At 69.6% G+C, this 20,307-nt stretch carries 19 protein-coding genes and 1 tRNA gene; 8 read left to right on the top strand and 12 right to left on the bottom strand.

Features of this window, described 5'->3' with window-relative positions:
- Nucleotides 1–4 precede the first annotated feature (4 nt).
- The 5 genes from tgt to AMO33_RS19385 form a co-directional block, all read right to left on the bottom strand.
- Complete coding sequence (gene tgt / locus AMO33_RS19365; protein WP_060593816.1) at nucleotides 5–1,264, bottom strand: tRNA guanosine(34) transglycosylase Tgt; 1,260 nt, start codon at nucleotides 1,262–1,264, stop codon at nucleotides 5–7.
- Between the two features lie 51 nt (nucleotides 1,265–1,315).
- Nucleotides 1,316–3,235: an ABC transporter ATP-binding protein gene (locus tag AMO33_RS19370; RefSeq protein ID WP_060593817.1), complete on the bottom strand. Its 1,920-nt coding sequence runs from the start codon at nucleotides 3,233–3,235 to the stop codon at nucleotides 1,316–1,318.
- Nucleotides 3,232–4,968 (bottom strand): ABC transporter ATP-binding protein, encoded by a 1,737-nt coding sequence (locus tag AMO33_RS19375; protein ID WP_011206792.1) that lies wholly within the window; start codon nucleotides 4,966–4,968, stop codon nucleotides 3,232–3,234. The genes AMO33_RS19370 and AMO33_RS19375 overlap by 4 nt, the downstream gene beginning before the upstream one ends.
- A 75-nt stretch (nucleotides 4,969–5,043) precedes the next feature.
- The gene (locus AMO33_RS19380; protein WP_060593818.1) at nucleotides 5,044–5,574 is read right to left on the bottom strand and encodes an RrF2 family transcriptional regulator; all 531 of its coding nucleotides are present in this window, start codon (nucleotides 5,572–5,574) and stop codon (nucleotides 5,044–5,046) included.
- 96 nt (nucleotides 5,575–5,670) lie between these two features.
- Entirely contained in the window at nucleotides 5,671–6,213 is a 543-nt protein-coding gene (locus tag AMO33_RS19385; protein WP_228786808.1) for a TetR/AcrR family transcriptional regulator, read from the bottom strand.
- Between the two features lie 255 nt (nucleotides 6,214–6,468).
- On the opposite strand from AMO33_RS19385, the gene AMO33_RS19390 reads away from it, so the two are divergent.
- Nucleotides 6,469–8,763 (top strand): MMPL family transporter, encoded by a 2,295-nt coding sequence (locus AMO33_RS19390; protein WP_060593820.1) that lies wholly within the window; start codon nucleotides 6,469–6,471, stop codon nucleotides 8,761–8,763.
- 212 nt (nucleotides 8,764–8,975) lie between these two features.
- Nucleotides 8,976–11,267: an MMPL family transporter gene (locus AMO33_RS19395; protein ID WP_060593821.1), complete on the top strand. Its 2,292-nt coding sequence runs from the start codon at nucleotides 8,976–8,978 to the stop codon at nucleotides 11,265–11,267.
- Nucleotides 11,268–11,351: 84 nt separating this feature from the next.
- Here AMO33_RS19395 and AMO33_RS19400 read toward each other — a convergent pair whose 3' ends face one another.
- Together AMO33_RS19400 and AMO33_RS30525 are read right to left on the bottom strand one after the other, a co-directional pair.
- The gene (locus AMO33_RS19400; RefSeq protein WP_041559755.1) at nucleotides 11,352–11,552 is read right to left on the bottom strand and encodes a hypothetical protein; all 201 of its coding nucleotides are present in this window, start codon (nucleotides 11,550–11,552) and stop codon (nucleotides 11,352–11,354) included.
- A 219-nt stretch (nucleotides 11,553–11,771) separates the two neighbouring features.
- A complete protein-coding gene (locus AMO33_RS30525) occupies nucleotides 11,772–12,014 on the bottom strand; it encodes a hypothetical protein (RefSeq protein WP_076573705.1) in 243 nt (80 codons plus the stop codon).
- 126 nt (nucleotides 12,015–12,140) lie between these two features.
- On the opposite strand from AMO33_RS30525, the gene AMO33_RS19405 reads away from it, so the two are divergent.
- Together AMO33_RS19405 and AMO33_RS19410 are read left to right on the top strand one after the other, a co-directional pair.
- Complete coding sequence (locus tag AMO33_RS19405) at nucleotides 12,141–13,403, top strand: helix-turn-helix domain-containing protein (RefSeq protein ID WP_076573707.1); 1,263 nt, start codon at nucleotides 12,141–12,143, stop codon at nucleotides 13,401–13,403.
- A 135-nt stretch (nucleotides 13,404–13,538) separates the two neighbouring features.
- Nucleotides 13,539–13,712, top strand: a complete 174-nt coding sequence (locus AMO33_RS19410) for a hypothetical protein (protein WP_159005378.1) — start codon at nucleotides 13,539–13,541, stop codon at nucleotides 13,710–13,712.
- A gap of 5 nt (nucleotides 13,713–13,717) precedes the next feature.
- On the opposite strand, the gene AMO33_RS19415 is transcribed toward AMO33_RS19410, so the two are convergent.
- Entirely contained in the window at nucleotides 13,718–14,941 is a 1,224-nt protein-coding gene (locus AMO33_RS19415) for a helix-turn-helix domain-containing protein (RefSeq protein ID WP_060593824.1), read from the bottom strand.
- A gap of 275 nt (nucleotides 14,942–15,216) precedes the next feature.
- Here AMO33_RS19415 and AMO33_RS30530 point away from each other — a divergent pair, with 275 nt between their 5' ends.
- The gene (locus AMO33_RS30530) at nucleotides 15,217–15,510 is read left to right on the top strand and encodes a hypothetical protein (RefSeq protein ID WP_076573709.1); all 294 of its coding nucleotides are present in this window, start codon (nucleotides 15,217–15,219) and stop codon (nucleotides 15,508–15,510) included.
- 164 nt (nucleotides 15,511–15,674) lie between these two features.
- Here the strand turns inward: AMO33_RS30530 and AMO33_RS19420 are convergent.
- From AMO33_RS19420 to AMO33_RS19430, 3 genes are all read right to left on the bottom strand, one after another.
- A tRNA-Ser gene (locus AMO33_RS19420) sits at nucleotides 15,675–15,762 on the bottom strand.
- Nucleotides 15,763–15,808: 46 nt separating this feature from the next.
- Nucleotides 15,809–16,288, bottom strand: coding sequence for a nucleoside deaminase (locus tag AMO33_RS19425; protein WP_060593825.1), 480 nt, complete (start codon nucleotides 16,286–16,288; stop codon nucleotides 15,809–15,811).
- 10 nt (nucleotides 16,289–16,298) lie between these two features.
- Entirely contained in the window at nucleotides 16,299–16,838 is a 540-nt protein-coding gene (locus AMO33_RS19430; protein ID WP_011206766.1) for a tRNA adenosine deaminase-associated protein, read from the bottom strand.
- Nucleotides 16,839–16,896: 58 nt separating this feature from the next.
- Between AMO33_RS19430 and AMO33_RS19435 the strand changes: the two genes are divergently transcribed.
- The gene (locus AMO33_RS19435; protein WP_011206765.1) at nucleotides 16,897–17,847 is read left to right on the top strand and encodes a prephenate dehydrogenase; all 951 of its coding nucleotides are present in this window, start codon (nucleotides 16,897–16,899) and stop codon (nucleotides 17,845–17,847) included.
- A gap of 18 nt (nucleotides 17,848–17,865) precedes the next feature.
- On the opposite strand, the gene AMO33_RS19440 is transcribed toward AMO33_RS19435, so the two are convergent.
- Nucleotides 17,866–18,381, bottom strand: coding sequence for a putative glycolipid-binding domain-containing protein (locus tag AMO33_RS19440; protein WP_041559751.1), 516 nt, complete (start codon nucleotides 18,379–18,381; stop codon nucleotides 17,866–17,868).
- Between the two features lie 268 nt (nucleotides 18,382–18,649).
- On the opposite strand from AMO33_RS19440, the gene AMO33_RS19445 reads away from it, so the two are divergent.
- Nucleotides 18,650–19,783: a DNA cytosine methyltransferase gene (locus AMO33_RS19445; protein WP_170916151.1), complete on the top strand. Its 1,134-nt coding sequence runs from the start codon at nucleotides 18,650–18,652 to the stop codon at nucleotides 19,781–19,783.
- Nucleotides 19,780–20,250, top strand: coding sequence for a very short patch repair endonuclease (locus AMO33_RS19450; RefSeq protein ID WP_011206762.1), 471 nt, complete (start codon nucleotides 19,780–19,782; stop codon nucleotides 20,248–20,250). Before AMO33_RS19445 ends, AMO33_RS19450 begins: the two co-directional genes overlap by 4 nt.
- The last annotated feature ends 57 nt before the right edge of the window (nucleotides 20,251–20,307 follow it).

A 20,307-nucleotide genomic window follows, 5' to 3' on the forward strand; every position in this document is an offset into this window, starting at 1 on the left:
CGGGTCAGCGGCGCCCGCCCTGCCACCGGCCCAGCGTCTCGGCCTTGAACTCGTCGAAGTACCCACCGTCGATGCTCGCCCTGATCCGGTCGACCAGCCGGACGGTGAATCGCTCGTTGTGGATCGTGCACAGGGTGGCGGCCAGCATCTCCTTGGCCTTGAACAGGTGATGCAGGTAGGCGCGGGTGTAGTTGGCGCAGGTGTAGCAGTCGCAGTCCTCGTCGATCGGGGTGAAGTCGCGGCGGTAGCGGCTGGTGTTGATGTTGAACCGCCCGTCACCCCGGTAGATCGCGGCGTTGCGCGCCACCCGGGAGGGATTCACGCAGTCGAAGGTGTCCGCGCCGTTCTCCACCGCGACGAACAGATCCTCCGGTTCACTGATGCCCAGCATGTGCCGCGGCTTCTCCTCGGGCAGCTCGTCGCTGCACCAGCCGACGATCGTGCCGAGGTTGTGTTTCTCCAGCGCGCCGCCGATGCCGTAGCCGTCGAAGGCGGTGCCCGCCGCGCCGCGGATCGCCTCCAGGTCACGGCAGGCCTTGCGGCGCAGATCCTCGTACTGCGCGCCCTGGATCACCGCGAACAGCGCCTGGTAGGGCCGGTGCGTGCGCGCCGCGGTGAGCCGTTCGTGCTCGTCGATGCAGCGCTGTGCCCACTCGTGCGTGCGCTGCAACGACTTCTCCTGGTAGCCGCGGGTGTTGAGCAGGGTGGTCAGCTCGTCGAAGGCGAACATGATGTCGGCGCCGAGCCGGTGCTGGATGCCCATCGACACCTCCGGTGTGAACCGGTGCGTGGAGCCGTCCAGGTGCGAGCGGAAGGTCACGCCGTCGTCGTCGACGGTGGCCAGGCGTTCCTTGCCCGCGGCGATCACGTCGTCGTTCGCGACGCCGACCGACTCCATCGCCAGCACCTTCTTGAACCCGACGCCCAGCGACATCACCTGGAAGCCGCCGCTGTCGGTGAAGGTGGGCCCCGGCCAGTTCATGAACGCGCCGAGCCCGCCCGCCTCGTCGACGATGTCGGCGCCGGGCTGCAGGTAGAGGTGGTAGGCGTTGGCGAGCAGCGCCTGCGCGCCGAGTTCGCGCATGGTCTCGGGCAGCACCGCCTTCACCGTCGCTTTGGTGCCCACCGGCACGAACGCCGGGGTGGCGATCTCCCCGTGCGGGGTGCGGATCACCCCGGTACGGCCGTGCCGGCCGCCGTCGAGCCGGGTACCGACGGTGAAGGAGAACCCTGAGGACGTTTCGGCAGCAACCACGGTCCTCATCCTCTCGCAGCCGTCTCGGACGCCCCGAGCCGGATCACCGCCGGCCTGCGCTCACGCCTCCGCGGCGGCCGCGGCGAACTGGGCGTTGTAGAGCCGGTAGTAGGCGCCGCGCTCCTCGAGCAGCCGCTGATGGGTGCCGTGCTCGACGATCCGGCCCGCCTCCATGACGACGATCAGGTCGGCGTCGCGGATGGTGGACAGGCGATGGGCGATGACGAAGCTGGTCCGGTCCCGCCGCAGCGCCGCCGTGGCCTGCTGCACCAGCAGTTCGGTGCGGGTGTCCACCGAGCTGGTCGCCTCGTCCAGGATCAGGATCGACGGCTTGGCCAGGAACGCGCGTGCGATGGTGATGAGCTGCTTCTCGCCCGCGCTGACGCCGGAGCCCTCCTCGTCGATCATGGTGTCGTAGCCGTCGGGCAGCGCGTGCACGAACCGGTCGACGTAGGCCGCGCGGGCGGCGGCGAGGATCTCCTCCTCGCTCGCGTTCGGATTGCCGTAGGCGATGTTCTCCCGGATGGTGCCGCGGAACAGCCAAGTGTCCTGCAACACCATGCCGATGCGGGAACGCAGCGCGTCGCGGCTCATCCGGGTGATGTCGACCCCGTCGATGGTGATGGTGCCCGCGTCGAGTTCGTAGAACCGCATCAGCAGGTTGACCAGTGTGGTCTTGCCCGCACCGGTGGGCCCGACGATCGCGACCACGTGCCCCGGCTCGGCGACCAGGGACAGCCGCTCGATGACCGGCTTGTCCGGCTCGTACCGGAACGAGACCGCCTCGAACTCCACCCGGCCCCGGTCCAGCGGCCGCACATCGGGCAGCTGCGGGTCCGGCGACTGCTCCTCGGCGTCGAGGATCTCGAAGATCCGCTCGGCCGAGGCCACCCCGGATTGCAGCAGGTTCACCATCGTGCCGATCTGGGTCAGCGGCTGGCTGAACTGGCGCGAGTACTGGATGAAGGCCTGCACCTCACCCAGCGAGAGCTGCCCCGTCGCCACCCGCAGGCCGCCGACCAGCGCGACGAGCACGAAGTTGACGTTCCCGAGGAACATGATCGAGGGCATGATCAGGCCGGAGATGAACTGCGCCTTGAAGCTGGACTCGTAGAGCTTGTCGTTGCGCTGGTCGAACTCCTCGCCCACCTCGCGGTTGCGGCCGAACGCGGTGATCACCTCGTGGCCGGTGTAGGCCTCCTCCACCTGCGCGTTCACCAGGCCGGTGTACTTCCACTGGTTGACGAAGTGCGGCTTGGAGCGCTTGGCGATCTGCGCGGTGACGACGATCGCGGCGGGCACGGTGAGCAGGGCGATCACCGCGAGCAGCGGCGAGATCCAGAACATCATGATCAGGATGCCCAGCACCGAGAACACCGACATCAGCAGCTGGCTCATGGTCTGCTGCAGGCTCTGCGAGACGTTGTCGACGTCGTTGGTCACCCGGCTGAGCACGTCGCCGCGCGGCTGGGAGTCGAAGTAGCGCAACGGCAGCCGGTGGATCTTGTCCTCGATGTCGCTGCGCAGCCGCTTGACCGTGCGGTTGATGACGATGTTGAGCAGGTAGGCCTGCAACCAGCTGAACAGCGCCGCGGCCAGGTAGAGCGCGAGCACCACCAACAGCACCCGGCCGACCGCGGTGAAATCGACGCCGACGCCGGGCACCACGTTCATGGCGCTGAGCATGTCGGCCAGGGTGTCGTTGCCGGAGTCGCGCAGCCGCTCGACGGCCTCCTCCTTGGACAGCCCGCGCATCTGCTCGAGGTTCTTGCCGACCACACCGTCGAAGACGATGTTGGTGGCCTTGCCGAGCAGATACGGCCCGAGGGTGTTCAGCACGACCGAGACGATCGCCAGCACCACGATGCACCAGACGTAGAACCGCTCGGGTGCGAGCCGGGCCAGCAGCCGCTTCAGCGACGGCTTGAACGACTTGGGCTTGGCGTCGGGCGCGCCCGGCACCGGTCCACCCGGCCTCATCGGACCTCCTCCTGCGCGCTGAGCTGCGACGCCACGATCTCCTGGTATTCGGCGCAGTCGCGCAGCAGCTGCTCGTGCGTGCCGATGCCCGCCATCTCACCGTCCTCGAGCACGATGATCTGGTCGGCGTCGCGGATGGTCGACACCCGCTGGGCGACGATGATCACCGAGGCGTCCCTGGTCTCGGGGCGCAGCGCCTCGCGCAGCCTGGCGTCGGTGGCGACGTCGAGCGCGGAGAACGAGTCGTCGAACAGGTACACCCGCGGCCTGCGCACCAGGGCGCGGGCGATGGCCAGGCGCTGGCGTTGCCCACCGGACACCGTGGTGCCGCCCTGCGCCACCGGCGTCTCGAGTCCCTGCGGCATGTCCCGCACGAAGTCGGCGGCCTGGGCGATCTCGAGCGCGCGCCACAGTTCCTCGTCGGTGGCGTCCGGTCGGCCGTAGCGCAGGTTGCTCGCCACCGTCCCGGAGAACAGGTACGCCTTCTGCGGCACCAGGCCGATCTGCTCGCGCAGCAGTTCCATGTCCAGCTCGCGCACGTCGGTGCCGCCCACGTACACCGCACCGGCGGTGACGTCGATCAGTCGCGGGATCAGGTTGAGCAGCGTGGTCTTGCCCGCGCCGGTGGAGCCGACGATCGCGGTGGTGGTGCCCGGCTCGACGGTGAAGCGGATCCCGCGCAGCACCGGCTTCTCGGCGCCGGGGAAGGCGAACTCGGCCGCGGCGAACTCCACCCGGCCGGGGTCACCGGCGAACGGCTTCGGGAATTCCGGCGGCACCACCGAGGACTCGGTGGTGAGCACGGCGCCGATCCGGTCCGCCGACACCGCCGCGCGCGGGGCCATCATGGCCAGGAACGAGGCCATCATGACCGCCATCAGGATCTGCATGATGTAGGACAGCATCGCGGTGAGCGAGCCGATCTGCAGTTCGCCGTCGTCGATCAGGTGCCCGCCGAACCAGATCACCGCCACCGTGGTGACGTTGCTGATCAGCATGACCACCGGGAACATCAGCGCCATCAGCCTGCCCACCCGCAGCGAGGCCTCGGTGAGATCGGTGTTCGCCAGGCCGAACCGCCAGGTCTCCTGCCGTTCCCGCACGAAGGCGCGGACCACCCTGATGCCGGTGATCTGCTCGCGCAGCACCCGGTTCACCACGTCGATGCGGGCCTGCATCTCCCGGAAGCCGGGCACCAGCCTGGCCACCACCAGACCCATCGCCAACGCCAGCGCGGGCACCGCGATGAGCAGCAGCCAGGACAGTTTCAAGTCCTCGCGCAGCGCCATGATGATGCCGCCCACGCACATGATCGGCGCCATCACCAGCACCGTCACCGACATCACCACCAGCAGCTGCACCTGCTGCACGTCGTTGGTGTTGCGGGTGATCAGCGAGGGCGCGCCGAACAGGCCGACCTCGCGGGCGGAGAAGGTGCCCACCCGGTGCACCAGCGCGGCGCGCAGGTCGCGGCCGGCGCTCATCGCCGCCTGGGCGCCGAGGAACACCGACGAGGCCGACGCCACGATCTGCACCGCGGTCACCGCCAGCATCCACAGGCCGGTGTGCCAGATGTAGTCGATGTCGCCCTTGGTGACGCCGTTGTCGATGAGATCGGCGTTCAGGCTCGGCAGGTAGAGCATGGCGATGACCGAAACCAGCTGGAGCGCAACGACCCCCGCCAGCTGCGCGCGGTACGGGGACAGATACGTCCTGAGCAGTCTGATCAACATGATGTGAGGCAGGCTACCGGCAATGTGAAGCGCTCGCCTGCAGGTTTCGCGCTGGGCGAGATCGGCGTCGCCGGATCAGCGCCGGGCCCAGGCACCGGGGTCGGCGGTGAGCGCGTCGACGAATTCGGGCAGCCGGTCGGCGGCGATCTGCTCGATCGAGACGTTCTCGAGCACCGCGCGGATGTTGACCCGCAGCGCGATCCACACCCGCTGCAACGGCTCGGCCATCCCCTCGTACCGCACATCCTCGGGGCGCTGCCCGCGCACCGAGGCCAGCGGGCCCTCGATGGCGCGGATGACGTCGGCGACCGAGATCTGCGCGGCCGGACGGGCCAGCCGGTAGCCGCCGTCGGGGCCGCGCCTGCTGGTCACCAGCTCGGCGCGGCGCAGGTCGGAGAGCACCGTCTCGAGCACCTTGGGCGGGATCTGCTGCGCGGCGGCGATGGTCTCGGCCTTGACCTTCGCCGGTGCCGCCACCCCGGCATCGGGCCGCACTCCCGGATCGGCGACACACCCCGCCGTCGCCGGGGTGATCTCGGCGGGCGTCAACCGGGCGATCTCGAGCAACGTCCGCACCGCGTAGTCGACCTTCGCGGTGATGTGCACGGCAGGCTCCTGAGGTGTTGCGTATCGGCGGGTGTTGCGTATCGGCGGTGTCGGGCTATCGGCGAACTGTCGCGGACCGGCGGCGACCCGACGAATCTAACCGGTCGCGCCCGCCGCGAGCACCGCGGTGGCCGCGTCCAACAGCGTCGCCTCGAGCAGCTCGTCGGAGACGCCGGGCACGAACTCCTCCGACAGCAGCGCCACACCCAGCACCTCGAGCGCCGCGCTGGCGCGCACCCGGTTCTCGTCGGTGGGTCGGGGCCCGGCCAGCCACTCCGCGAGCAGCCGGTTGGCGTTCATCACATCCGGGTAGCGGTCGGCCATCGCGTTGAAGATGGCGGCGGTGTCGCGCACGCACAGCGTGCCCGCGTCGCGATGCCGGATCATGCCGCGCAGGTAGTCGCCGAGCACCCGGCGGACGTTGGCCGGATCGTGCGGCACGGCTTCGAGACCGTCCACCACCGAGCGCAGGTGATCGACGATCGGGTCGACGATCGCCAGCAGCAGGTCGAGCTTGGACGGGTAGTGATAGTAGAGCGAGGCCTTTGTGATCCCTACCGCATCCGCGACCTCGCGCAGACTGGTCTGCTCGAACCCCTTGCTGGTGAACAAGCGCACCGCGGCGTCGCGAATTGCCATTTTCGTGCCGCTACCTGCGATGACGCTCTCAGGTGCGTGTGGTTGGGCCATAGGACGATCCTCTCACCCCGGCGGCGCGGTGTTGTCACCGTCACCAAAACTGAGGTTGTTCCTCCGCTTAGTCGCCGGTTAGTCTACCTACCGCACGGTAGGCAGAAAGCGGAAGTGGAGGCGGGGACGAGCAGGCACCCCCGCAAGTGCTGTCTACAGGGCCACGATCCAGCACGTCCCAGTCATCGCTAGGAGAAACCCCTCGTGTCCGTCTATCTGTACAGATTCGGAAAGTTCGCTTTCCGCCGGAAATGGATAGTGCTTCCCGCCTGGCTCGTCCTGCTGGTCGTGGTCAGCGGCCTCGGCGCGCAGCTGGGCAAGCCGATGAGCAACGACTTCAGCATGCCGTCACTGCCGTCGGAACGCGCCAACGAGATTCTCGACAAGCATTTCCCCGGCGCCTCCGAGGCCTTCCAGCTCGACGCCGTCACCGGCACCTACGTCATCGCCGCCCCCGAGGGCCAGCAGCTGACCGACCCGGCCAACCGGGACGCCGTCAAAGCCCTCGTCGGACAGCTCGATCAGCTCGACATCGTCGACCACAGCAAGCCGGTCACCGATCCGATCACGGCCGCCGAAGCGATGGGCTGCCTGGCGAATCCCGACCCGGCCACCTGCAGTGGCGCGCCGCTGAACGTGCTCAGCGCCGACGACCCGAACTCCGTCGCGGTGATCAGCGTCCCCTTCACCATCCCCGGCTTCGCCGACATCACCGACGAGGACCGGCAGAAGGCGACCGCCGTGGCCGACGCGGCCCGTGCGGCCGGCCTGACCGTGGAGATGAGCGGTTCGATCGCCCAGGAGAACGTGCAGCCCGGCGGCAAGTCCGAGATGATCGGCATGATCGTGGCGCTGTTCGTGATGATCATCGGCTTCGGCGCCGTGGTGGCCGCCTTCGTGCCGATCATCACCGCACTGGTCGGTGTCGGCGCGGCGAGCTCGGTGGTGATGCTCGGCACCTCGGTCATCGAGATTCCCAGCTTCACCAGCTTCCTCACCCTGATGATCGGCATCGCGCTGTCCATCGACTACGCGCTGTTCATCGTCTCCCGCTACAAACACGAACTCGCCGTGCAGGATTCACCCGAGGAAGCCGCGGGCATCGCGCTCGGCACCGCGGGTTCGGCCGTCGTGTTCGCCGGTCTCACCGTCATCATCGCGCTGGCCGGGCTGAGCATCGTCGGCGTCCAGTTCCTCACCTTCATGGGCCTCGGTGGCGCCATCGCCGCCGCGTTCGCGGTGATCACCGCCGTCACCCTGATGCCTGCACTGCTGGGTGCGTTCGGCCGGTTCCTGTTCAAGCCCAAGCTCCCGCTGGTGGCCAAGCACGATCCCGAGGACGACAGCGTCGTCACCAACGGCATGCGCTTCGGCAAGCTCATCGGCAAGGCGCCCTGGGTGGCGCTGGTGCTCAGCGTGGTCGCGCTCGGCGCGCTGGCCGCGCCCGCGCTCAACCTGAACCTCGGCCTGCCCGGCGAGGACAGCATGCCGCCGGAGACCACCGTCCGTAAGGCCTACGAGCTGCGCACCGAAGGCTTCGGCGAGGGCAGCAACGGCGTGCTCAACATCGTCGCCGATCTGAGCGCGGTGCCCGCCGAGCAGCGCCAGGAGGCGGTGAACGCACTGCGCGACCGCCTCGCCTCCTACCCGGAGATGGACTACGTCACCGCACCGCAGTTCAGTCAGGACGGCGCGGGTGTGATGCTCGACGGTGTGCCGAAGGCCGGCCCGAACAACCAGGCCACCAAGGATCTGGTGCGCGAGGCCCGCGACGCCGAAAGCGAGCTGAAGGACCGGTACGGCATGGAATACGGCGTCACCGGCGCCACCGCCATCTACGCCGACATCGACCACGTGCTGCTCAGCAAGATCGCCCCCTACCTGGCGATCGTGGCGGGCGCGGCCTTCCTGCTGCTGATCCTGGTGTTCCGCTCGATCCTGGTGCCGCTCACCGCCGCACTCGGCTTCCTGCTGTCGATGGCGGCCACCTTCGGCGCGACCGTGCTGATCTTCCAGGAGGGCGCGCTCGGCCTGATCGAGGATCCGCATCCGCTGGTGAGCTTCCTGCCCATCATGCTGATCGGCTTGGTGTTCGGCCTGGCGATGGATTACCAGGTGTTCCTGGTGACCCGCATGCGCGAGGAGTTCGTGCACGGCAAGTCACCGAAGGAGGCGGTGGTCTCCGGCTACCACCACGGCGCCCGCGTGGTGACCGCCGCGGCGATCATCATGATCTCGGTGTTCGCCTCCTTCATCCTCGAATCCGACGTCACCGTGAAGTCGTTCGGCTTCGCGCTCGCCGCGGGCGTGCTGTTCGACGCTTTCGTGGTGCGCATGGTGGTGATCCCCTCGCTGCTGGTCATCATGGGCAAGTGGTCGTGGTGGATCCCGAAGTGGCTCGACCGCGTGCTGCCGGACATCGACGTGGAGGGCACCAAGCTGCGTGCCATCCAGAACGGTTCCGCCGAGCAGCCCAAGGAGCCGGTCGGCGTCGCCTGACCGCTCGACACACGCGGCCCCGCATCCGGTCCGGATGCGGGGCCGCTGTCGTTCCCGGCCCGGAAATCCTTGATCTTTGCGCCCGGCACCGCGCAGACTCGACGGTGTTCGACTCTTCAGATCGGAAATGGTGTTCGTCGACGCGGATGCGGTGACCGCCCGCACGGACATCGTCCGAGCCGGCTCCACCCGATGACCGTGAGGAGAACGCTGTGTCGGTGTTTCTGTACCGGTGGGGGAAGTTCGCCTTCCGCCGCAAGTGGATCGTGTTGCCGGTCTGGCTGGCGCTTTTCCTGATCCTGGGCGGTCTCGGCGCCCAGCTGCGGGAGCCGATGACCGACGACTTCTCCCTGCCGAACCTGCCCTCCGAGCGGGCGACGGAGATCCTCGACAAGCACTTCCCCGGTATGTCGGAGGCGTTCGCCTTCGACGCGGTCACCGGCACCTACGTCATCGGCGCGCCCGAAGGCCAGCGGCTCACCGACCCGGCCAATCGCGAGGCGATCACGGCCATGATCGGCAGGCTGGAGCAGCTCGACATCGTCGATCACGCCGAGCCGATCGTCGATCCGATCACCGCCACCGAGCAGATGGGTTGCCTGATCCCCGATCCGGATCCGGCCGAGTGCGGCAGCGCACCGCTGAACGTGCTCAATCAGACCGCGCCCGCGACCGTCGCCTACTTCAGCGTGCCGTTCACCATCGCCGAATTCGCCGACATCACCGCGCAGGACCGCGCGGCCGCCTACGGCGTGGCCGATGCCGCCCGACAGGCCGGGCTCACAGTGGAGATGAGCGGGTCGATCGCGATCGAGGAGGGCGGGCCCAGCGGCAAGGCCGAAATGATCGGCATGGCCGTGGCTTTCGTGGTGATGATCGTGGCGTTCGGCGCCATCGTGGCCGCGTTCGTGCCGATCGTCACCGCCGTCGTCGGGCTCGGCGCGGCCACCTCGTTGATCTTCCTGGGCACCTCGGTGGTCTCGATCCCGACCTTCACCACCTTCCTGGCCTCGATGATCGGCATCGCGCTGTCCATCGACTACGCGCTGTTCATCGTCTCCCGCTACAAACACGAACTCGCCGTGCAGGATTCACCCGAGGAAGCCGCGGGCACCGCGTTGGGCACCGCGGGCTCGGCGGTGGTGTTCGCCGGTCTCACCGTCATCATCGCGCTGGCCGGCCTGAGCATCGTCGGCGTGCGGTTCCTCACCTTCATGGGTCTCGGCGGCGCGGTGGCCGCGGCGTTCGCGGTGCTCGTCGCCCTGACCCTGATGCCCGCGCTGCTCGGCGCGCTCGGCCGGTTCCTGTTCACGCCCAAGCTGCCGTTGGTCGCCCAGCACGATCCCGAGGACGACACCGTCGTCACCAACGGCATGCGGGTGGCCAAGCTCATCGGCCGCGCGCCCGCACTGACCCTGCTGCTGAGCGTGGTCGTGCTCGGCCTGCTCGCCGCGCCCGCGGTGAACCTCGACCTCGGCCTGCCCGGCGAGGACTCGATGGCCAAGACCACCACCGTGCGCAAGGCCTACGAGCTGCGCACCGCCGGATTCGGCGAAGGCAGCAACGGCGTGCTGCAGGTGGCCGTCGACCTCAGCGGGGTACCCGAGGACCGGCGCGCCGAGGCGTTGACCGCGCTGCGCGACAAGCTCGCCTCCTACCCGGACATGGACTACGTCAGCCGGCCCACGCCCAGCGCCGACGGCCAGGGCGCGCTCATCAACGGCGTGCCGACCGCGGGCCCGAACGACCAGCGCACCAAGGACCTGGTGCGCGACGCCCGCGCCGACGAGGCCGCGCTGAACGAGGAGTTCGGCATGGCGTACGGCGTCACCGGCACCACCGCGATCTACGCCGACATCGACCACGTGCTGCTCGGCAAGATCGTGCCCTACATGGCCATCGTCGCGGGTGCCGCGTTCGTGCTGCTGATCCTCGTGTTCCGCTCGATCCTGGTACCACTGACCGGCGCGCTCGGCTTCCTGCTGTCGATGGCGGCCACCTTCGGCGCCACCGTGCTGATCTTCCAGGAAGGCCGGTTCGGGCTCATCGACGACCCGCACCCGATCGTCAGCTTCCTGCCCATCATGCTGATCGGCCTGGTCTTCGGCCTGGCGATGGACTACCAGGTGTTCCTGGTGACCCGCATCCGCGAAGAATACGTGCACGGTGCCGAACCACGCACCGCCATGATCAACGGCTACCACCACGGCGCCCGCGTCGTCACCGCCGCCGCGGTCATCATGATCTCGGTGTTCGGCTCGTTCCTGCTGGAAACCGACGCGACCGCCAAGTCGATGGGCTTCGCACTCGCCGCGGGCGTGCTGCTCGACGCCTTCTTCGTGCGCATGCTGCTGATCCCCACGCTGCTCGCACTCCTCGGCGACAAGGCCTGGTGGATGCCCAGGTGGCTGGACCGGATCGTGCCCGACATCGACGTCGAAGGGGCGAAACTGCACGCCCTGCGCGCCCCCGCCGCCGACAAGGAACGCGCGCCCGTGAGCTGACCCGCGCCGCACCGCGACACGGCCCCGGCGGAATCACTCCACCGGGGCCGTTTCCGTACGTTCCGCGGGCACACCCGCCGGAGACTACGGACTGGGCTGCGGCACGTTGCAATCCTCGACCTTCGGGTTCACGCCCATGTAGTTGAGCGGCCCCGCGATCGTGGTGACCACAATCGTCCCGAACCCGGCACAATTGACCGGTCCACTGTCGAAGTAGTCGCGCTGCACGCACGCCACCACCCCGATCAACAACCAGATCAGAACAATCGCACTTCCAATTCTCATGTGACTCTCGCGCATCGTTCCCACGCGGACGGCTCGGCGGCGCATTCGGCACCACATCCCTTCCCGCTTCCGACCACCGATGGAATACCCCCTCCTTCCCGATTCACCCGAGAAGTTCCAAATGCGAGGTCCATGGCACCGGGCCCCCGCGCCACACAGCACGGTGGATCGCCTGCTGGCCTGGACGAGCAGGTCACGGCCACTGGCGCGGAGGTGGTGCTACTGCCCTCGTCGGCACATGTGGACGTCGTAACCCTCGATCGCGTGCTGGCAGTAGCCGACGTGGAGTGCGCGGCGCCCCGCGTGTCGTTCGCGCGGTGGTCGGCCCTCGGCCAGGCCCGATACCGACGGGTGATCAGGTCGATACAGCTCGTATCCCAGCCGGCGCGCCAAGCGACGGACCTGCGCCAGGTCCCATTCCGGTGTCGGCGACAGCGGGTCGATCCAGGCGAATGCGAACATGCCCCTCCTCGTGTCCATGGCCGAGGCGCCGCCAACGGGACGGTCACAACAACCGGGTAGCGGGCGCTCGGGTCACAGCCTCACGCCGGTGCTGACCAGGCAGAAGTGGCATGAGGGTGGCATGGCATGCGTTTGCACGAAGCTAGTGGCACCGGTGGTGGCATTCAGCGGTCCGGCAAGCGCTCCGGCCGGTCGGGGTGGCAGGCTGAATACATGTCTGCGGACACGGGGAGGCTGATCCGCCAACTGCGGGTGGCCAAGGGCTGGAGCCAGGGTCGACTCGCGAGCGAACTGTCGAAGTTGTCCGGCTGCACCATGACTCGCGAGTACATCTCGCGCCATTGGGAGTCCGGGAAGACGGAGCCGTCCGCATTCTGGCTACGCCATATCGCGGCGGCCTTGGATTGCCCGCAGGAACTGCTGGAGGCCGACGTGAACCGCCGCCGATTTCTCTCCCACCTGGCCGCCACGTCCATCGCTCCCGCTGTGGCTTCCGATCTCCTGTCCCAAGGCTTTTCGACACGCCTGCACGCCGGCGGGCCGACGGTCGAGGAATGGGAAGCCACCCTCGCCCGCTACGGAACCGACTACATGAGCCAGGGCGCCGCCACCATCCAGCAGCGATTGGCCGCGGATCTGGTTGTGTTGCAACAGCAGCTGGACAGTCCACGAATGTGGGCGATCGCGGCGCGATTGATGACCCTGTTCGCCAAGACCTACCCCGGCAGCGACGGAAACAAGGCGATCGCGTGGTACCGAATGGCGGCCGAGGCCGCCGACCGTTCGGAGGACATCGACATCCGGGTGTGGGTGCGCGGCCGCGCCGCGATCGCGCTCGGTTACGAGGGCGCCGCGTTACCGGTCGCCCACACCTTCGCCGACCAAGCTCTCGCCATCTCCGAGCGGAGCAGCCTCGGGCGGCTGAACTCGCTGTGGGGGAAAGCCCACGCCGCCGTGCTGGAGGGCGATGTGCGCACGGCTCGCGAGCTGGTCGACGAGGGCCGCCGCGAGTTCGACCGGTCGTACTCGGAGGAACAGACGTCCGACTACGCGGTCCCGTGGTGGCGGGTGAACGTCTTCCTGTCGCTGTTGGCGGCCCGGCTCGGTGACGAGAAGCTCGCCGTCCAAGCCCAGGAGGACGCCCGTGCCGAACTCCCCGCGCAGCTGCCGCGCTTCGCCACCCACCTGGCGATGCACCGCGGGCTGATGCTGGTCCGCGCGGGCGATCGGCAGCAGGGCGTCGCGCTGGCCCGCGCCGCCCTCGACGCGCTTCCCCCGGAAAAGCACTCACTCACCCTGCGGATGCTCATGTCCGAGATAGCCGGGGTCGGAAATCCGGGATCGGCCCAGAGGTTTACGACCGACCCGCGCCTTGATAGGACAACCTGATGCGCTTCACCACACGCACCACCGGGCTTCTGGCGGCACCACCGCCGATCCTCGTCCGCGCCGCCGCGCGGATGCACCGCGCCGGCACGCAGGCCCGCAATGCCTAGGCAGGGTCCGCGGCGGACGATGATCGGCGTGCGGCTCACGGACGAGCAGATCGAGCAACTGGACTGGCGCGCCAACTCGGAGGGCCTGGTGACGAAGGCGGGCGAACCGAACCGCTCCGAGCTCATCCGGATCATGATCGCCTACGCCGAGCAGAACATGCCCGCAGACTGGCGGCCGGAGGGGTGGCGCTACGTCGGCTGACCGGGTTACGCGGTGACGCCGAGTTGGTTCGCCAGAGCCCGCGCCTCACGCTCGACGAGCCGCCCGCCGTGGGTGACGAGGGCGGCGGCGAGGTTGCGGCCGATGGGGTGGCAGCTGGTCGATTCCTCCGAAACCGCGGTCGCGGTGCGCAGGGCACCCAGCGTGCCTATCCAGTCGCGGCGCTGTTCGTAGGCACGTGCGAGCTCGAGCCACAGCCGGGCGCGGCGGTCCACGCTGGGCACGGCGTCGGGGTCGACCGATGATGCGGCGTCGAGCGCCGAGCCCGCGCGGCGGAGATCGACGTGGACCGAGACCGCGGTGAATTCGGCGTTCGCGGTACCGAACAGCGTCCACGGGTGCGCGGTTCCGTTCGGCAGCGCGCGAGCCATCCCCATCGCCTGATCGATGCCGCGCAGCGCGTCACCCTCGCGGCCGAGCCGAGCTGCGGTGATCGCGCCGTGCAGCCGGCACGCACCCCACAGCGCCCGCGCGTCCTCGGCGTCGTCGAGGCGCGGCTCGAGCAGCGACGCGGCGTCCTGTGCGAGGCGGTAGGCGTCTTCCTCGCGACCCGTCGAGCGCCAGACGTTGCCGAGTACCCACGAGGCCGAGGCCAGCGACACCGGGTCGTCGGCGATCTCGGCGGCGGCCATGCAACGATCTGCGGCCAGCCACAACAGCGGGGCGTCGGCGACCCAGGCGAGCACCTGCTCGGACAGTGCGTAGGCGGCCGACAGCGCCGCGGCGGCGGTCCTACGGTCTTGGCCGTCGAGGGTGCGCAGCGCTCGGCGCCCGTCGCGGATCAGCTCCGGCAGCATGGCCCCCGCGTCAGCGCGCGGGGTCGGCGACGTATGCCACAGGCGCCAGGCGCGATCGACGCGAGCCCGGAGTTCGGCAGGCGAGACAGGCGACGGTGCGGGGGTGAGGTCGACGGACTCGATCGCTTCGCGGATGGCGGGGACGACCGCGTGACCGGCGCGGCGGGACAACCCGACCATCAACTCGTGCTCGCCGGTGATCTCGGTGAGGTCGCGCACCCCGAGGGCTTGGCCGAGCCGTAGCAGCATCTCCAGACCGGGGGCGCCTTGGCGACCTCGCTCGACATCTCGTAGCCATTCCTCGGACCGGCCGACGAGACCGGCCACCACGGCGCGGCTCTTGCCGGTGCGGGTGCGGATGATCTGGATGCGCTCGCCGATGGACCGCCCGGCGAGATCGTCAGGGTTCGGCATGGGACCGTCCTTGTTCGCGGATGAGCCCTCCCCCGCGGTGATCCCGGCCCCTGGACCCGGGGGCGCGACCTTCGCGAAGTGGGTCTTTCCAGCGTAGCGACGACGGCGGAATCACACCGGCCGAACAGGTGGGGGGAATCTCCCCACCTCGGTTGCCGGGGCGCACCCACCAGCCAGTGACGTTGCGGCGGAACAGTATTCAAGCATCCCTCGCGCCGGGTCGAGCACCTCCTCGGCGTGAGGGCCGTCCAACGACAGCGAGGGGAAGGTGGGGGATGGACGCGCTCGGATGGATCGACCCGTGTTCGCCGACGCCGGAGTGGGATGTCGCGCAGGTACGCCGCCTGGCACGCCGGTTGGGATATCCGCTTCGGTGGGCCGATCCCGGCTCTGTGCTCGGTCTGGTCGAGCAGGTCGAGGCGGCCGGGGTCGAAGTGGTCGTGTTGTCGTCGGCGGCTCACGTGGATGCGGTGACGTTGGACCGGCTGATGGGCTGCGCCAATGTGGAATGCGCGGCTCCGCGGGCATCGTTCGGCCGATGGTCGCCGTTCAGCGGAGCTCGACGGTGAGCTGGGCCCAGTGCGGACTCGTCGTCGTGGTCGGCCTGCCGGTCGCGGTCGTCCTGTTCATGATCTTCTGGCCGTCCGACTACGGCTGATGCCGAGCCGGGGAACCGCAGCATCGGCACGGCACACAAAAGCCCCCCACCTGGAATTCAGGTGAGGGGCCGGAGCGGTGGCGGAGGGATTTGAACCCTCGGAGGGGGGTTACCCCTCACACGCTTTCGAGGCGTGCTCCTTAGGCCGCTCGGACACGCCACCGCGGACAACATTACAACGAGCACCGCCGGATCACTAAATCCGCTGGTCAGCGGTGGGTGCGGAAGAAGGTGTCGAGGAGGGCGGCGCATTCGGTCTCGAGCACGCCGCCGCGGACTTCGGGGCGGTGGTTGAGGCGGCGGTCGCGCACGACGTCCCACAGTGAGCCGACGGCGCCGGTCTTGGGTTCCCAGGCGCCGAAGACCAGGCGGTCGACCCTGGCCAGCACCAGCGCGCCGGCGCACATCGTGCACGGTTCGAGGGTGACGGCCAGGGTGGCGCCGGCCAGGCGCCAGCCGTCGCCGTGCACCTGCGCGGCGCGGCGTAGGGCCAGGACCTCGGCGTGCGCGGTGGGGTCGCCGCTGGCTTCTCTGGCATTGGCGGCGCGGGCCAGCTCACGTCCCTGCGCGTCGAAGACGACCGCGCCGACGGGCACGTCCCGGGGGTCGGCGGCCGCGGCGGCTTCGATGGCGACGCGGATCATCGCCTCGTCCGCGGCCAGCGGACCCGGGCCGAGCGGCGCGGTCATCGCAGCACGGTCACCGCGGCAGCTTGTCCAGCACCGCGGACAGTTCGTTGGCGAAGCCGAGCCGCTGGGCGATCATGCCGAGCTGCTCGTCGGGATAGAGGTCGGTTTCGGCGAGGATGACACTGAGTACCGGTTCGGGCAGGCCGAGGTCGGCGAGCACGCCGAGATCGCCCTCTTCCCAGGGTTCGATGTCGTCGAGTTCGTCGGGGTCGATATCGGGAATTTCGATATTCAACGCGTCGAGGACGTCGGCGGCGATGTCGTAATCGATCGCGGCCGTCGCGTCCGACACCAGCATCCTGGTGCCGCTCGGCGCGGGCCGGAGCACGATGAAGAACTCGTCATCGACGTCCAGCAAGCCGAACACCGCACCGGAGCTGCGCAAAGCCTTCAGCTCGTGCTCCGCGGCGGACAGGTCGGTGAGCGCCGCCCGGCTGAGCGGACTACACCGCCATTTGCCTTCTTCGCGGACCACGGCCACTGCGAACCCTTCCACGTCGTCGTAATCTTCCGACGTCGCCCTGTTCGTGCCCGAGCGCTGTGCTGCCATGGCCGCAACGGTAGTCGGCTCGAGCTCAAATGTTGAAGTCGTATGCGAATCTGTTCGGGTGACTGGCGACGCGAATGCACCCGTGTGTGTCCTCGGTACCGGCCTGATCGGCGGTTCCCTGCTGCGCGCCGCCCGGGCGGCCGGCTATCCGGCTTTCGGGTACAACCGCTCATCGGCGGGGGTACTGGCCGCGCGCGGTGACGGATTCGACGTCGCCGACGATCTGCCGGCGGTGTTGCGGCGGGCCGCGCGGGAGGATGCGCTGATCGTCGTCGCGGTGCCGATGCCCGCGGTCGATCACCTGCTCGCCGACATCGCCACCTTCGCCCCCGAGTGCGTGCTCACCGATGTGGTGAGCGTCAAGGGTCCGGTCGCGGAAGCCGTGGCGCGGCACGGGCTTTCGGCCCGCTACGTGGGCGGGCACCCGATGGCGGGCACGGCGGAGTCGGGGTGGGCGGCAACCGATCCGGAGCTGTTCCGTGGCGCGGTGTGGGCGGTGGGCGTCGACGAGGGCACCCGCGCCGAGCCGTGGCGGCGGGTGGTGCGGCTGGCGCTGGCCTGCGGGTCGACGGTGGTGCCGGTGACCGCGGCCGAGCACGACCGCGCCGTCGCCCGGATCTCGCATCTGCCGCACGTGCTCGCCGAGGCGCTGGCGGTGGCGGGGGCCGCGGGTGGCCCGCTGGCGCTGGGTTTGGCGGCGGGCTCGTTCCGCGACGGCACCCGGGTGGCGGGCACCGCGCCCGACCTGGTGCGCGCCATCTGCGAACCGAACGCCGCGGCCCTGCTCGACGTGCTGGAGGAAACGCTGACCGTGCTCGGCGCCGCCCGCGACAGCCTGCGCGCCGACGGCACGCTGGGCGAACTGGTCGACGCCGGCCACGACGGCCACACCGACTACCGCACGGTGCGCCGCTGGGAGATCACCGACGTGCGTCCCGGCGAGCACGACTGGCTGGCCCGGCTGCGCGAGGCGGGGTTGCGCGGCGGCGTGCTCACCGCACTGGACTGAGCAGATGCGCTGGACTGATCAGATGCGCTCGGCCAGGCCCGGGTAGTCGAGCAGGAAACCGTCCGGGTCGACGGTGACCGTCGCGCTGGAGACCGGGGACAGCACGCTGATGCCGTCGGCGCCGCTGCTGTAGGTGAGCGACGCCTCCTGCACGAGCAGGTCGGGCAACCGGACATACACCACCGGCACCACCACTTCGTCGACCGCGTGCTGCAGGCCGAACCGGCGGATCGGTAGCGTGTTGAAGAACGGGCTGAGCACCACGTCGACGTCCAACGCACCGCCGAAGGTGGAACGCACGTGGCTGTTGCCCGCGTCGACCAGCCAGTAGTCCTCCTCGTCGCGGGCGATGGAGGCGTGCCGCTCACCGGCGGCGGTGGTGGTGCGCAGCGACAGCCGTTTGGTCACGCCGTTCTCGTCGGTGACCAGGTCGTAGGAGGCGCTGAAGGCGGGATGCTCGTCGCAGTCGCCGCCGATCATCCGGCCCGCGGCACGGATACGGTTGCCGTTCAGCGTCACACGCACCGACTCCATCCGGGACGCGTTGTGCGCGCGCCACGTGAGGATCGCAGGCCACCGGGGTGCCACCGGTTCGCTGTCGGGGCCAGGGACTGAATTGGTCACCTATCTACCGTAAGCGACGAAACGCTGCGGACCACGTCACACCGAGGACACGGCACCGCCCATCCGCTGCCAGGAGATGCGGCGCGGCTCGAGTAACGTGGTCCCGCGAGCACGGAGCGCGAACGTGTCGGCGCCCGTCGTGGGATCGCAGAAGGGGTGACCGGTGACGGGCGGGCGGATGGTGGGGTTGTTCGCCGGGATCGGCGGGCTCGAACTCGGCCTCGCCGCGCACGGCTGGACCTGCGAGCTGCTCTGTGAGATCGATCCCGGCGCGCAGGCCGTACTCGGCGCCCGTTTCCCCGACACCGACCTGCACGCCGACATCACCGCCCTGCGCGCCGTGCCCGCGGGCACCGAGCTGGTCGCGGCGGGTTTTCCCTGCCAGGACCTGTCGCAGGCCGGGCGCACCGCGGGCATCACCGGGTTGCGCTCGGGCCTGGTCGACGAGGTGTTCCGGCTGGTGCGGCGCAAGCGGGGACCGCGCTGGCTGTTGATCGAGAACGTCCCGTTCATGCTGCAACTCGGCCGCGGTGCCGCCATGCGCCACATCACCACCGCGCTCGAGGATCTCGGCTACACCTGGGCCTACCGGGTGGTGGACGCGCGCGCCTTCGGACTGCCACAGCGGCGTCAGCGGGTGCTCATGCTCGCCTCGCGCACCGAGGATCCGCGGCCGGTGCTGTTCGGCGAGGACGCGGGCGAGGCCGTCGTCGGTGACCCGGACCGCGACCCGTGCGGTTTCTACTGGACCGAGGGCGTGCGCGGACTGGGGTGGGCGGTGAACGCCGTGCCGACGCTGAAGGGTGGCTCGGGCCTCGGCATCGCCAGCCCACCCGCGGTGCGGCTGCCCTCCGGGGAGATCGTCACGCCGGGCATCGTGGACGGCGAACGGTTGCAGGGCTTCGCCGCGGACTGGACCGCGCCCGCGGTCACCGTGCCCGGCATCCGCCAGGGGCACCGGTGGAAACTGATCGGCAACGCGGTCAGCGTGCGGATGGCCGACTGGGTGGGCGCGCGGCTGGCCGCACCCCTCGAACCGATCCCCCACGACGTGCCGCTCGCCCCGGGCACCCCGTGGCCGAGCGCCGCGTGGGGCCGGGCAGGCAGCGCCTACCGGGTGCCGGTGTCGACCTGGCCGGTGCGGGCGCCGTACGAGGACCTGAAGAACTTCCTCACCGACTCCCGTCTGCTCTCCGCGCGCGCCACCGCCGGATTCCTGCGCCGCGCGAGCCGCGGCAGCCTCCGCTTCCCGGATGGTTTCCTGGAAGACGTGGCAAGTCATCTCGATCGGATGGGCGGTTGGGCGGCGTGATCGCGACCGACCCGGCCACCAGCGCCAGGATGTCGCGGCAGCGGCGCACCGGCACCGCGCCGGAGCTCGCGCTGCGCCGGGAACTGCACCGGCGCGGGCTGCGCTACTTCGTCGATCGCGCGCCGCTGCGTGGGCAGCGCCGCCGCGCCGACGTGGTGTTCCCGCGGCGCAAGCTCGCCGTCTATGTCGACGGGTGCTTCTGGCACCGTTGCCCGCAGCACGCCACCGATCCGAAGAACAACGGTCGGTGGTGGGCGGACAAGCTGGCGGGCAACGTGGCCCGCGATCGCGCCACCGACGAGGCGCTGCGCGCCGCGGGCTGGCAGGTGGTCCGCGTCTGGGAGCACGAGGACCCGATTGCCGCCGCCGACCGCGTGCAGGCCGCGCTCAGCGCCGAGCCCGCACCCGGACCAACGTCCGCGGGGCGTGCGCGGCCACATGACTCGACGCCGCCATCGCCGCGATGACGGTGCAACCGGCCAGGGCTGTCAGAAACCCGATCATGAGTACCTCCTCGTCGCCGT

This window comes from Nocardia farcinica (assembly GCF_001182745.1).
In the GTDB taxonomy this organism is placed as follows: domain Bacteria; phylum Actinomycetota; class Actinomycetes; order Mycobacteriales; family Mycobacteriaceae; genus Nocardia; species Nocardia farcinica.

Excerpts from the sequence above, each read along its gene's own strand:
- AMO33_RS19405 (WP_076573707.1), top strand. The coding sequence starts at position 12,141 with ATGCGTTTGCACGAAGCTAGTGGCACCGGTGGTGGCATTCAGCGGTCC.
- AMO33_RS19425 (WP_060593825.1), bottom strand. The coding sequence starts at position 16,288 with ATGACCGCGCCGCTCGGCCCGGGTCCGCTGGCCGCGGACGAGGCGATG.
- AMO33_RS30530 (WP_076573709.1), top strand. The coding sequence starts at position 15,217 with ATGGACGCGCTCGGATGGATCGACCCGTGTTCGCCGACGCCGGAGTGG.
- AMO33_RS19430 (WP_011206766.1), bottom strand. The coding sequence starts at position 16,838 with ATGGCAGCACAGCGCTCGGGCACGAACAGGGCGACGTCGGAAGATTAC.
- AMO33_RS19375 (WP_011206792.1), bottom strand. The coding sequence starts at position 4,968 with ATGTTGATCAGACTGCTCAGGACGTATCTGTCCCCGTACCGCGCGCAG.
- AMO33_RS19415 (WP_060593824.1), bottom strand. The coding sequence starts at position 14,941 with ATGCCGAACCCTGACGATCTCGCCGGGCGGTCCATCGGCGAGCGCATC.
- AMO33_RS19370 (WP_060593817.1), bottom strand. The coding sequence starts at position 3,235 with ATGAGGCCGGGTGGACCGGTGCCGGGCGCGCCCGACGCCAAGCCCAAG.
- tgt (WP_060593816.1), bottom strand. The coding sequence starts at position 1,264 with ATGAGGACCGTGGTTGCTGCCGAAACGTCCTCAGGGTTCTCCTTCACC.
- AMO33_RS19400 (WP_041559755.1), bottom strand. The coding sequence starts at position 11,552 with ATGAGAATTGGAAGTGCGATTGTTCTGATCTGGTTGTTGATCGGGGTG.
- AMO33_RS30525 (WP_076573705.1), bottom strand. The coding sequence starts at position 12,014 with ATGTTCGCATTCGCCTGGATCGACCCGCTGTCGCCGACACCGGAATGG.
- AMO33_RS19385 (WP_228786808.1), bottom strand. The coding sequence starts at position 6,213 with ATGGCAATTCGCGACGCCGCGGTGCGCTTGTTCACCAGCAAGGGGTTC.
- AMO33_RS19440 (WP_041559751.1), bottom strand. The coding sequence starts at position 18,381 with ATGGAGTCGGTGCGTGTGACGCTGAACGGCAACCGTATCCGTGCCGCG.
- AMO33_RS19445 (WP_170916151.1), top strand. The coding sequence starts at position 18,650 with ATGGTGGGGTTGTTCGCCGGGATCGGCGGGCTCGAACTCGGCCTCGCC.